The following is a 12,838-nucleotide window of genomic DNA, read 5'->3' as shown; positions in this document are numbered from 1 at the left end:
ATTGTTTAAAGGTTACGAAATTATTGTAATTGTGAAATTTAATGATGGATTGTTTGTAGGGTTTTGGCAGACAGGCTGGCACCAGACGATTTTCCTGGCTATGATGCTGCACTTTGTGATCGCGCGCACGGAAGCCTGCCCCTACCAGCGAATTGTTATGTCATTACCCCACTCGTCTGTACCTCAAGAAGGCCATGTCGCCACTGTTTTACGTTCGCCTCACCGTCTGATGCGCGAAACCCTGGCCGGTGTGATTACCGCGCTGGCGCTGATCCCGGAAGTGATTTCGTTTTCCGTGGTCGCGGGCGTGGATCCGAAAGTGAGTCTTATCGCCTCCGTGGTGCTCTGTTTCGCCCTTTCCCTGCTCGGCGGGCGTCCGGCCATGGTGACGGCGGCGGCAGGTTCCGTCGCGCTGGTGATTGGCCCGATGGTCCATCAACACGGCGTACAGTACATTCTGCCCGCGGTGGTGATGGCAGGCATGATTCAGATCCTGTTCGGCGCGCTGGGTATGGCGCGGCTGATGCGCTTTATTCCCCAGTCGGTGATGACCGGGTTTGTTAACGCCCTTGGCATCTTGATTTTCTTTGCCCAGGTGCCCCATTTCTGGAGCCGAAGCCCGCTGATTGTGGGCCTGTTCGTGCTGACGCTGCTGATTGTGCTGTGGGTGCCACGCTATATCAAAAGCGTGCCCTCCCCGCTGATTGCCATTGTGCTGCTGACTTTGTTCACCGTCACCAGCGGGCAAATTCTGCCGACGGTAGGGGATGAAGGCTCCATGAGCGGCGGTTTGCCGGGCTTTACGCAACTGCTGGTGCCGCTCAATCTGGAAACCCTGAGCATTATCTGGCCGTGCGCGCTAAGTATCGCTTTCGTTGGCCTGCTGGAATCCTTGCTGACGGCAAAACTGGTGGATGAACTGACCGCGACCCCCTCCAGTAAGCGTCGCGAGAGCATCGGTCTGGGCGTGGGGAATATTATGGCCGGGTTCTACGGTGGCATTGCGGGCTGCGCGATGATTGGGCAGACCATCGTAAACGTGGAGATGGGGAAAGGCAGAAGCCGTATCTCCACCCTTGCGGCGGGTATCGTACTGCTGGTGCTGGTTACGGCGCTCAGCGAGGTGATGGCCAAAATCCCGATGGCGGTACTGGCGGGTATTATGGCCATTGTGGCCGTCAAGACCTTTAGCTGGCATAGCGTTCAGCCCGGAACGCTGAAAAACGCGCCGGTGGCTGAAACCGTCGTGATGCTGGTGACGGTTGTGGCAACGGTTTACACCGGCAACCTGGCGATTGGCGTGCTGGGCGGGATTGTGATGATGTTCATCCTCCCTGCCCGACTTAAGCAAAAAGCACTGGCTACAGAAGAAAAATCGTCGCCAGTCCAAGAAAAATAAAGAAACCGCCGGTATCGGTAATGGCGGTGATCATCACGCTCGACCCCACCGCGGGGTCGCGCCCCAGCCGGGTCATCGTCAATGGGATAATCACGCCCATCATCGCCGCCACCAGCAGGTTCAGCACCATCGCCAGCATCATGACCCCGCCCAGCGCCATATCATCGTACAGCCACCAGGTAATGCCGCCCATGATGCCGCCCCAGACCAGGCCGTTAATCAGCGCGACGCCCATCTCCCTGAAAATCAGCCACGAAAAATTACCCGGCTGAATGTTTTCCAGCGCCAGGGCGCGAACGATCATGGTGATAGTCTGGTTGCCGGTGTTCCCGCCGATCCCCGCCACAATCGGCATCAGCGACGCCAGGGCCACCAGCTGGGAAATGGTATGTTCGAAGCCGTCAATAACGCGGGACGCCACGAACGCGGTGCATAAATTGATGGCGAGCCACGCCCAGCGGGTTTTGACGGCCTTGCCGACGGAGGCATGAACATCGTCTTCGGCACTGATCCCGCCAAGGGCACGCAGGTCGTTATCGGTCTCTTCATAGACCACGTCAACGATCTCATCGATGGTCAGACGCCCCATCAGCTTGCCCACCGAATCCACCACCGCCGCGCTCACCAGGTCATCACGTTCGAAAGTACGCGCCGCTTTTTCGGCATCGTCTTCCGGCGAGAAGACCATCGGCTCGGTTTCCATGACCTCACTCACCCGCTGCTGGGTGCTGTTCAGCAGGATCGTTTTCAGCTCCAGCTCCCCGAGCAGGGTTTTATCCCGCGAGGTGACGAACAGTTTATCGGTGTTGTCCGGCATACTGCCCAGGCGACGAAGATAGCGCTGCACCGTACCCAGGGTGACGTCCGGACGCACGGTGATGACGCCAAACTCCATGATCGCGCCGACGCTGTTTTTCTCGTAGTGCATCACCTGACGCACGCGCGCCCGCTCTTCGGCAGGCAGGGAAGCCAGCAGGCGTCCGGTCAGGTTGCGCGGAAGATGCTGAACGAGGTAAATCTGCTCATCGATATCCAGCGTTTGCAGTGCGTCAAGAATGTCCCGGTCGCTCATCTCATCGATAAGGTCATCCCAGACGTTTTCCGAGGCTTCCAGCAGCACCTGACCGCGCTCGTGATCCTGCACCAGCCGCCACAGGGCGTGGCGCTCCTCGGAAGGCAATGCCTCCAGGGTGTCCGCCAGATCCGGAGGTGGTAAATGTGCAACCAGCGCACCTACCTCAGCAATATCGTCGGCCAGCGTGCCGACATCATATTGCTCAGCCAGGGTTAGCTTACCCAATAACGTTGACGTGACCGCTTTATCGGTCGTCAGGAGCCAGATGAGCCGCGCACGCTCCTGGTCACGCTGCCTGGCGCTGTTTTTCTTTAATACCGACATCAATCATAAATCCATTAAATGAGTTGGCGTTAAGCATAGCGCGGGGATATGTAAATAAGAATAAACGGCGGGTCGGGATGGAGAAAAAAACGGCATATATGAAAAAATTAGTGTGCCGGGGTTCACCCGGCACAATTGCAATCAGGCCGTACGCGCCACCGCGTCCCGTGACGCCGCATCGCGCTCATCGCCGGTCAGCTCGCTCAGCTTGCCGTCGCGCATCTCCAGCAGACGGTCGGCGTGAATGAAGTAGTGATCGTCATGGCTGATGGCAAAAATGGTTTTTCCCATCGCCTGCATCAGCGGCAGCAGGACCTGATAAAACTCGCGACGGAAGTGCGGGTCCTGATCGGCGGCCCATTCATCCAGAAGGATGATGTCGCGCTCTTCGGCCAGCGCCAGCAGCAGCGCCACGCGCTTCTTCTGCCCTTTCGACAGCTTGAGATTCAGGATTTTGCCATCCTGTAGCTCCAGCTTGTGCGACATTTGCAGGTGCGCAAGCCACTTCTCCACCAGCGCCGGATCCGCCTGCTGCCCTTCCGGTCCCAGCAGCCGGTCGAACAGCCAGACGTCGGTAAATACCGCCGAGAAGAGCTTGCGGTAGTCCTCCGGTTTCTCCGCGCTCAGCGCTTTACCATCCAGCAAAATTTCACCCGACTGCGGCTGGTAGAGGCCCGTCAGCAGCATCGCCAGCGTGGATTTGCCGCTGCCGTTACCGCCGATCAGGAACAGCAGTTCGCCGCGGTGAATGGTCAGGTTGATCGGCCCCACTGAGAAGGCGTTATCCTGATAGCGGAAGGTAACGTTACGCAGCTCCAGCGTTTGCCAGTTCGGGAAGGCCTGCGGGCGCGGGAACTCAGCCTTAAACGGCGCAAGGTCGAACTTCTTCAGCTTGTTGAAGGCCACCTGTGCGCTCAGCAGCGTCGGCAGTGCGCCAACGGCCGACAGCAGCGGCGTGCGTAAAAACAGCAGCGTCAGGGAGTAGGTTGCCGCCACGTTGGTATCCGCCCACCCCAGGCTGTTCGCCATCCAGAACACCAGCCCAATCGCGCCCAGCATCATGATGTTGGACCAGTTCACGGCGCTCAGGTGGAACGTATCGGCGCGAATAATGTGATGACGATATTCGTGCGCATCCGGGATATAGAGATGGTTGAAGATATGTTCGGCGCGCTCGCGGTTCAGCGTCAGCTCTTTACGCCCTTCCAGCACCGTCTGGTAATCGTTATAGAGCTTGTCTTCCGTTTCGCGCAGCACCGCCATGTGCTTATAGACGCGTGATACCAGCAGGAACCCGCCCCAGATGGTAATAACAATCCACAGCGCCGTTACCGCCAGCATTTTGCTGGAGAGCCAGGCGAGATAGGCTGCCGAGCCAAAGGTCAGGATGATCCCCTGCACCAGCTCCGGCAGGCGCACAAAGGCGATGGTAATGGCGCGCACATCGCTGGTCAGCCCCGCCAGCAGAGAAGCACTTCCCAGCTGTTCGATGCGCTCCACTTGAGTATCAAGGATCCGTTTGATGAACTCACTGCGCAGACGGAAAACGAAGTGGTGGCCGAGCGCGGTCAGCGCCAGCTGTGACCCGAGCGTGACTGCCATCAGCAGCAGCAGTAAACCCAAAAATTCCGGCAGGACGGAGAGTGACGTGTCGACCATTTCGATCAAACGCACGTTAATGAAGGCAATCAGGCCGATCCCCAGCGCCGCGCTGGCAAGGCTTAACGCCATCACCGCGATAAAAGGCCAGCGATACTGCCGCCAGACAAGAAGAAGTAGTTGCATGCAGAGCAATCCGGACAAGAAAAATCAGCCAGCAGTGTAAACTGCCTTTCACACACATCAAGAATAATTCTTATTTTTATTCTCTGTACGCTGCCTGGCGGAACGTGAGGTTGTAGCGAAACTCCCCCGCCACCGGGTGATCGCCTGGTTTAAGCGGCTGAATACCGTGATAAAAAAGCCGTGATTCACCGCCCCAGACCACCACATCGCCATGCTCCAGCATCAGCCGTTTGAGCGGGTCGTTGCGCCGCAGGCCGCCAAACTGAAAGACAGCGGGCAGCCCAAGGGATACCGAGACAATCGGCGCGCGCAGGTCCGGCTCGTCCTTATCCTGATGCAAGGAGAGCTTTGCCCCAACGGCATAGCGGTTAATAAGACAGGCATCGGGTCGAAAATCAGGATAGCCGGCCGCCACGGCGGCATCATGACACAGCGCCTGAAACGCCTCCGGCATCGGCGGCCACGGCTGATCCGTCAGCGGATCGTACGCGGCATATACATAGCCCCGCTCATTCGTCGCCCATCCCAGTTCGCCGCAGTTGGTCATCGCCACGGACATGGTATACCCGCCTGGCGTAACCATATGGCGAAACGGCGAACGGGTGGTGACGGCTTTAATGCCGTCGAACAGCGCCGCCGCGCGGGAAAGCGTGAAGCGTCTCAGGATCGTCGCCCCCGGCGCGAGCGACTCCTGCCAGGGTTCAGCATCAGCAAAAAGATCGAGCATTATTCCTCCGGGTTGTTCGCCTCACGTTTCAACAATAGCACCTTACGCGCTGCGCCCCAGCGATAACCCGACAGCGCACCGTCGTTACGCACCACGCGGTGACAGGGGATGACTATCGCCAGTTTGTTGGCACCGCAGGCCCCCGCCACGGCACGTACGGCATTGGGTTTACCAATGGCCTTTGCCACCTGCTGATAGCTTGCCGTTTCTCCGCAGGGGATAGCCCGCAGCGCCTGCCAGACCTGCTGCTGGAAGGCGGTACCCCGGATATCCAGCGGCAGCGTCAGCGGCGTCGTGCGGCTGTCGACAGAGGCAATCACCTGACGTACACGCCCGGCAAATGCGCCTTCTATCGGTTCACGGACGGCAAGCGGAAACAGTGACAGCAGCTCAGCCGTCAGCCCGGCGTCGTCATCACCCAGCAGTATTGCGCAGATCCCGCGCTCGCTTTCCGCCACCAGACAGCGGCCTAGCGAGCAGTCACTGATGGCATAGCGGACCGCAGCCTCTCCGTTGCGGTACTGTTTTGCCGTCATGCCCAGCGCGCCGTTGGCTTTACGGTAGTAACTGCTGCCGTCCGGAAAGCCAGCGGCCAGTACGGCGTCGGTGATTTTACCGCCCTGTGCAAGCAGGCTGCGCAGGCGTTGTTCACGCGCGGCCTGCTGCCATGCTTTCGGCGTCATGCCGGTGACGGATTTAAACAAGCGGTGGAAATGGAACGGACTCATGGCAACCTGCTGCGCCAGTGCCTCCAGGTTCAGCGCGGCATCCTGTTCAAGCAGTCGACAGGCCAGCGCAATGTTGGCCTTTTTCTGCGCCATAGGGTCGCCCTGGTCCGGCCTACAGCGCTTACAGGGGCGGAAACCCGCCTGCGCGGCCTGGTGAGCATCAGGATAAAAGCAGACATTTTTACGCAGCGCGTGGCGGGCGCGGCAGGACGGACGACAATAAATGCCGGTCGTCTGCACGGCAAAGACAAACTGGTTATCCGCACGCGGATCGCGGGCCAGTACGGCCTGCCAGCGATCCTCATCGGTAAGATAGGTTGTGTTTTTCATTATCGGCTCCTCTTACAAGCATACGCTCAGCTTGCCTGAACGCCACCGAACAAAAACCCGCAACCTTGCTTTTTAATTTTTTTCGCTCACCAGGAAGCTGTTGAACTGCGGCGAACTCCAGGTTTTAAATCCGTCAGCCTCTTTAGTGATCATATAGACGGCCAGCCCTTCCTGACGCACCACCTCTTTGGCCTTCTCCGTGCCGAGCACCATCAATCCGGTATCCCAGGCATCCGCCTCCAGCGCGGTTGGGGCTATCACCGTCACGGACACCAGGTTATGGGTAATCGGGCGTCCGGTTTGCGGATCAATCACGTGCGAGATACGTTTGCCATCCAGCTCGTAATAGTTGCGGTAGCTTCCGGAGGTGCTGATACCATGCCCGTTGATGTCGACAATCGCCTGCACCGCGTTTTGCTGATCGGTTGGTTTTTGGATGGCCACTCGCCACGGCCTGCCGCTGGCGTTCATGCCCCGGCTGACGAGCGCGCCCCCGACGGAAACCAGATAACGCGGAATGCCTTCCTGCGCCATCAGGGCCGCGAGATGATCCGCAGCATACCCCTCGCCTACCGTGGAGAGATCCACAAACAGGTCGGGAATATCTTTTTGCAGGTATTGCTGACCATACTGGGAGATCACCGCCAGATGCTGTAACCCTGTACGCGCGCGGGCGTCGTCGATGGCGGCTTGATCGGGTGTAGTCACCGGCTGCTTGTTGGGGCCAAATCCCCACAGGTTCACCAGCGGCCCCACGGTCACATCCATTGCGCCGTTGGTTTTGTAGCCCACGCGCATGGCTTCCGTGACGATATCGGCCATTGCTTCGCTCACCGGCCACAGCGAGGTGCTGCTGGAGCGATTGAAACGCATCAGCGCTGAGTCATTTTTATAGGTAGAGAGTAGCTGATCGTCGGCATCCAGCTGCGCCTGAATTTTACCGCGTAATTCTTCAGCGCGGGATTTATCAATATCCATCACGCTGACGCGCCAGAAGGTCCCCATGGTTTTCCCTTCCAGCACCGTCGCGGCGGGTACGTCGATTTTTGCGGGCTGTGTGGAAGAGTCACACGCGGTCAGGAGTAAAAAAGTCGCCAGAACGCTGGCGCGTAAAAAAGTCATATCCATTGGTTATTATCCTCATGCCAGGGCGGCAAGAGTACACTAAAACAGCGTATTTGTAAGACCCTAAAAAAGCATGAAAAAAGGGGCCTGTTGGCCCCTTTGTCGCTGTATGAGCAATTAGAACTGGTAAACCAGACCCAGCGCGACGATATCGTCAGTACCGATACCTGCTGCGCGAGTGAAGTCGTTCTCATCAACCAGGTTGATTTTGTAATCAACGTAGGTGGACATGTTTTTGTTGAAGTAGTAAGTCGCGCCAACATCAACATATTTCAGCAGATCCTGGTCGCCGTAGCCGTTTTCCAGGTCCTTACCTTTAGATTGCAGGTATGCCACGGATGGACGCAGACCGAAGTCGAACTGATACTGCGCAACCACTTCGAAGTTCTGCGCTTTGTTAGCCCAGCCCAGGTCGCCCGCACGGGTCGCGTTGTAAGTCTGAGTATACTGTGCAGCCAGGTAGATGTTGTTCGCGTCATATTTCAGACCACCAGTGTAGGTCTCTGCGCGATCGCCTTCACCGTAGTAGCCCGCAGCGTTCTGGTCAGCAGTACGTTTAGAACTGGTGACTGCCGTACCGATAGCGAAGCCTTCGCCCAGATCATAGGTCAGAGAGCCGCCGTAGCCATCACCGTTCTGACGCAGTGCCTCACGACCGTTGTTGGTCTGGCCTTCGCCGCTTGCGCTGCCGTTTTTACCCTGGTACTGCAACGCGAAGTTCAGACCATCAACCAGACCGAAGAAGTCCTGGTTACGGTAGGTCGCGAAGCCGTTACCACGCTGCTGCATGAAGTTGTCAGAACCGTAGGTATCGCCGCCGAATTCCGGCAGAACGTCGGTCCAGGAAGTTACATCGTAAACAACGCCGTAGTTACGACCATAGTCGAATGAACCCGCATCAGCGAATTTCAGACCTGCGAACGCCACACGCGTCCATGAGTTGTTTTCGTTCTCACCAGAGTTACCCTGGATCTGGTATTCCCACTGGCCGTAACCGGTCAGCTGGTCGTTAACCTGAGTTTCGCCTTTGAAGCCCAGACGCATGTAGGTCTGGTCGCCGTCTGCACTGTCGTCATCAGAGAAATAGTGCAGGCCATCCACTTTACCGTACAGATCTAATTTGTTGCCGTCTTTGTTATAAATTTCAGCCGCATTTGCTGCGCCTGCCACCAGCAGAGCTGGTACCAGGAGGGACAGTACTTTAACTTTCATTTTATTAACCCTCTGTTATATGCCTTATTATTTACCACTGCTTACTGGTCAACCCTCTTAACCAGTCGGCAAGTTCATTCTCCTCAAAAATGCAGAATAATCCAACAGGAATATGATACGAAAACTTTGAAGATGTTTCGCTTTGCCATCAAGATGTTTCAATTTGTAAATTTGGAGGAACTTTTACAGAGCATTAATAGTTTAAAAATATAGCACGGATAATCAAAACAAAAATATATCGCATTAAATTCAGCAAATTGCCGTAAAAAACAGTACAGCACTGAATGACAAAAAAATTCCCTTCAACACCACTAAAATAACCCTCGCTATCATCATTAACTTTATTTATTACCGTCATTCAGTTCTGAATGTCTGTTTATCCCTAATTGAACCGGATGCTTCGCATTCGGTTTTTTTTTACCTTTCTTTACGTCAACCTACATTTAATGTGCTACCGCAGGGTAATGATAACGACTATTAACTAAATCCCGAATACGGCTTGCACTTAATTGTTTTTATGCTATCGAAATTAATTTCTTGTTTATTCGTGCTATTTTTCTGCCAGTGCGACGGCGTATTTATACATTTCACGGGGTTTTGTACACCTTTCACCCGGGGACGTTGAAGCCGGTTACCCGGATAAAAAGTCAAGGTCATACCGATAACGACGCTGGAAATTCAGTTATTACCCTTTATACTGCCCTATCCCATTACCGCGCGGCCATTACGGGTTAAACACATCGATGAGTCAGACTGAAACTACCGCCCCGAGCAAATTCTCCCTTCTACCGGGCAGCATCACCCGTTTCTTTCTTCTGTTGATCGTTGTGCTGTTAGTCACAATGGGAGTGATGATCCAGAGCGCCGTTAACACCTGGCTTAAAGATAAAAGCTATCAAATCGTCGATATCACCCATGCGGTGCATAAGCGCATTGATACGTGGCGCTATGCGACCTGGCAAATCTACGACAATATCGCTGCCGCGCCCGCCACCTCATCAGGCGAAGGGTTGCAGGAAACGCGCCTTAAGCAGGATGTGTATTACCTTGAAAAACCGCAGCGCAAGACGGAAGCCCTGATTTTCGGCTCGCACGACAGCGCAACGCTTGAGATGACGCAGCGGATCTCCTCCTATCTGGACACCCTGTGGGGCGCCGAGACCGTACCGTGGTCCATGTATTACCTGAACGGTCAGGACAACAGCATGATCCTGATCTCGACCCTGCCGCTTAAGGATCTCTCGTCGGGCTTTAAAGAGACCACCGTTGGCAGTATTGTCGATTCCCGTCGGGCAGAAATGCTGCAACAGGCCAACGCGCTGGACGAGCGCGAAAGTTTCTCGTCATTACGCCGTCTTGCCTGGCAGAATGGTCACTACTTTACGCTGCGAACCACCTTTAACCAGCCGGGCCATCTGGCGACCGTGGTTGCCTTCGACCTGCCGATTAACGATCTCATCCCACCGGATATGCCGCTGGACAGCTTCCGTCTGGAGCCAGACAACAGCACCCAAAATATGCGCTCGCCGTCGGATAAAGAAGGCGCGGACAGCGTAGCCATCTCATTTAATGGCTCAAAGATTGAGATTGCCTCATCGCTCAACTCAACCGGTATGCGTCTGGTGTGGCAGGTGCCTTTTGGCACCCTGATGCTTGATACTCTGCAAAACATTCTGCTGCCGCTGCTGCTGAATATCGGCCTGCTGGCGCTGGCGCTGTTTGGTTATAGCACCTTCCGTTTCCAGTCGGGCCGCCAGAGCGACTCGACGTCGGTATCAGCCGGGACCAGCAACGAGCTGCGCATTCTTCGTGCCCTGAATGAAGAGATTATTTCCGTGCTGCCGCTTGGGGTGCTCGTTCACGATCAGGAGGCAAACCGCACGGTAATGAGCAATAAAATTGCCGATCACCTTCTGCCGCATCTTAACCTGCAAAATATTACGGCCATGGCGGACCAGCATCAGGGTGTCATCCAGGCCACCATTAATAATGAACTGTATGAGATCCGTCAGTTCCGCAGTCAGGTCACGTCGCGCACGCAAATCTTCATCATTCGCGATCAGGATCGCGAAGTGCTGGTGAATAAAAAGCTCAAGCAGGCGCAAAGACTGTACGAGAAAAACCAGCATGGCCGCGCCGCGTTTATGCAAAATATTGGCGATGCCTTTAAACAGCCGTTGAAGTCACTCGCCACGCAGATTGCTGATCTGAGCACGCCAGAAAGCCGACAGCTAAGCAGCCAGGCCGATTCACTGGTTCGTCTGGTGGACGAAATCCAGCTTGCGAACATGCTGGAGAATGACATCTGGAAGGGCACCCCTACGCTCTTCTCCATCCAGGACCTGATTGATGAGGTGGTGCCGGAAGTCCTGCCGGTGATCAAGCGCAAGGGACTCCAGCTGCTGATCAACAACCATTTACCGGCCAACGACGAACGTCATGGCGATCGCGATGCCCTGCGTCGCATCCTGATGATGTTGATTCAGTATGCCGTCACCACGACGCAGATCGGCAAGATCACCCTTGAAGTCAGCACCGATGAGTCCACCGACGATCGTCTGACGTTCCGCATCCTTGATACGGGTGAAGGCGTGACCGTGAGCGAAATTGATAACCTGCACTTCCCGTTCCTGAACGATACCCAGCGCGACCACTACGGTAAGGCGAATGCCCTCACCTTCTGGCTTTGCGATCAGCTGGCGCGTAAGCTGGGCGGTCATCTGAACATTAAGGCGCGCGAATCCCTCGGCACCCGCTACTCTTTACACGTTAAAATGGCGGCGAATCCACAGGAAGAGGATGAAGAGCGTCTGCTGGACGATGTGGTGGTGATGGTGGATGTGACCTCCAGTGAGATCCGAAATGTCGTCGTACGTCAGCTGGAAAACTGGGGTGCGTCCTGCATTACCCCGGACGAAAGGCTCGCGAGTCAAGAATTTGATCTATTTTTAACTGATAATCCGTCTAATCTTACTGCCTCAGGCTTGCTTTTAAGCGATGATGAGCCAGGCGTGCGGAAAATCGGCCCTGGGCAGCTGCGCGTCAACTTTAATATGAGCAATGCAATGCAGGAAGCTGTATTACAACTGATTGAAGAGAATCTGGCGCAGGAAGAGATCCTGGAGTCACCGTTAGGCGGCGATGAAAATGCCGAACTCCATGCCAGCGGATATTATTCGCTCTTCGTTGATACAGTACCAGATGATGTTAAGCGGTTGTATACTGAGTCCGCTGCGCAGGATTTTGCAGCGCTGGCACAGACAGCACACCGGCTTAAAGGGGTGTTTGCCATGCTTAATCTGGTTCCCGGCAAGCAGTTATGTGAAACGCTGGAACATCTAATTCGTGAGAAAGATGCCTCTGGCATTGAAAAATACATCAGCGACATTGACGCTTACGTCAAGAGCTTGCTGTAGCAAGGTAGCCTTATACATGAACAATATGAACGTAATTATTGCCGATGACCATCCGATTGTACTGTTCGGTATTCGCAAATCACTTGAACAGATCGAGTGGGTGAATGTAGTCGGTGAATTTGAAGATTCCACAGCCCTCATTAACAACCTGCCTAAACTTGATGCGCACGTGCTCATTACCGATCTCTCCATGCCTGGAGATAAATACGGTGATGGGATCACGCTCATCAAATACATTAAACGCCACTTCCCGGACATTTCGATCATTGTTCTGACCATGAACAATAACCCGGCGATCCTGAGCGCCGTTCTGGATCTCGATATTGAAGGGATTGTGCTGAAACAAGGCGCACCTACCGATCTGCCAAAAGCGCTGGCGGCGCTACAGAAAGGGAAGAAATTCACTCCTGAGAGCGTCTCACGCCTGCTTGAAAAAATCAGCGCGGGTGGTTATGGCGACAAGCGTCTCTCGCCTAAAGAGAGTGAAGTTCTGCGTCTGTTCGCTGAAGGTTTCCTGGTCACTGAAATCGCCAAGAAGCTGAACCGCAGTATTAAAACCATCAGTAGCCAGAAAAAATCCGCGATGATGAAGCTGGGTGTGGATAACGATATCGCCCTGCTGAACTATCTCTCTTCCGTGACGCTGAGCGCAACGGACAAAGACTGATCCTCGCTGTCTATGCCGGGTGGCGCTCGCGCTTACCCGGCCTACAAACC

The 12,838-nt window shown here is 55.2% G+C and carries 9 protein-coding genes; 3 read left to right on the top strand and 6 right to left on the bottom strand.

Annotated elements, in window-relative coordinates; genetic code table 11:
- The first annotated feature begins 103 nt into the window (after positions 1–103).
- Positions 104–1,399: a SulP family inorganic anion transporter gene (locus ACOTX1_RS01330; RefSeq protein ID WP_032610259.1), complete on the top strand. Its 1,296-nt coding sequence runs from the start codon at positions 104–106 to the stop codon at positions 1,397–1,399.
- On the opposite strand, the gene mgtE is transcribed toward ACOTX1_RS01330, so the two are convergent.
- The 6 genes from mgtE to ACOTX1_RS01300 form a co-directional block, all read right to left on the bottom strand.
- Positions 1,362–2,798 carry a magnesium transporter gene (gene mgtE, locus ACOTX1_RS01325; protein ID WP_006811337.1) on the bottom strand — a complete coding sequence of 479 codons (1,437 nt, stop codon included), beginning with the start codon at positions 2,796–2,798 and terminating at the stop codon, positions 1,362–1,364. The genes ACOTX1_RS01330 and mgtE overlap by 38 nt on opposite strands.
- 141 nt (positions 2,799–2,939) lie before the next feature.
- Complete coding sequence (locus ACOTX1_RS01320) at positions 2,940–4,583, bottom strand: multidrug ABC transporter permease/ATP-binding protein (RefSeq protein WP_003859392.1); 1,644 nt, start codon at positions 4,581–4,583, stop codon at positions 2,940–2,942.
- A gap of 76 nt (positions 4,584–4,659) precedes the next feature.
- Positions 4,660–5,310, bottom strand: coding sequence for a DNA oxidative demethylase AlkB (gene alkB / locus ACOTX1_RS01315; protein WP_023314562.1), 651 nt, complete (start codon positions 5,308–5,310; stop codon positions 4,660–4,662).
- Positions 5,310–6,368 carry a bifunctional DNA-binding transcriptional regulator/O6-methylguanine-DNA methyltransferase Ada gene (ada, locus tag ACOTX1_RS01310; protein WP_023314563.1) on the bottom strand — a complete coding sequence of 353 codons (1,059 nt, stop codon included), beginning with the start codon at positions 6,366–6,368 and terminating at the stop codon, positions 5,310–5,312. Before ada ends, alkB begins: the two co-directional genes overlap by 1 nt.
- 72 nt (positions 6,369–6,440) lie before the next feature.
- Positions 6,441–7,496 carry an FAD:protein FMN transferase ApbE gene (gene apbE, locus ACOTX1_RS01305; RefSeq protein WP_023314564.1) on the bottom strand — a complete coding sequence of 352 codons (1,056 nt, stop codon included), beginning with the start codon at positions 7,494–7,496 and terminating at the stop codon, positions 6,441–6,443.
- A gap of 114 nt (positions 7,497–7,610) precedes the next feature.
- Positions 7,611–8,705: a porin OmpC gene (locus ACOTX1_RS01300; RefSeq protein ID WP_003859401.1), complete on the bottom strand. Its 1,095-nt coding sequence runs from the start codon at positions 8,703–8,705 to the stop codon at positions 7,611–7,613.
- Positions 8,706–9,448: 743 nt separating this feature from the next.
- Between ACOTX1_RS01300 and rcsD the strand changes: the two genes are divergently transcribed.
- Positions 9,449–12,121, top strand: coding sequence for a phosphotransferase RcsD (gene rcsD, locus ACOTX1_RS01295; RefSeq protein WP_126497649.1), 2,673 nt, complete (start codon positions 9,449–9,451; stop codon positions 12,119–12,121).
- 16 nt (positions 12,122–12,137) lie between these two features.
- On the top strand, positions 12,138–12,788 hold the full coding sequence (gene rcsB / locus ACOTX1_RS01290) for a response regulator transcription factor RcsB (RefSeq protein ID WP_003859405.1): 651 nt from the start codon (positions 12,138–12,140) through the stop codon (positions 12,786–12,788).
- The last annotated feature ends 50 nt before the right edge of the window (positions 12,789–12,838 follow it).

The sequence above is a fragment of the Enterobacter cloacae complex sp. IR5401 genome, assembly GCF_049238425.1.
GTDB lineage: Bacteria > Pseudomonadota > Gammaproteobacteria > Enterobacterales > Enterobacteriaceae > Enterobacter > Enterobacter hormaechei_C.
This window is presented reverse-complemented; position numbering and strand designations above follow the sequence as displayed.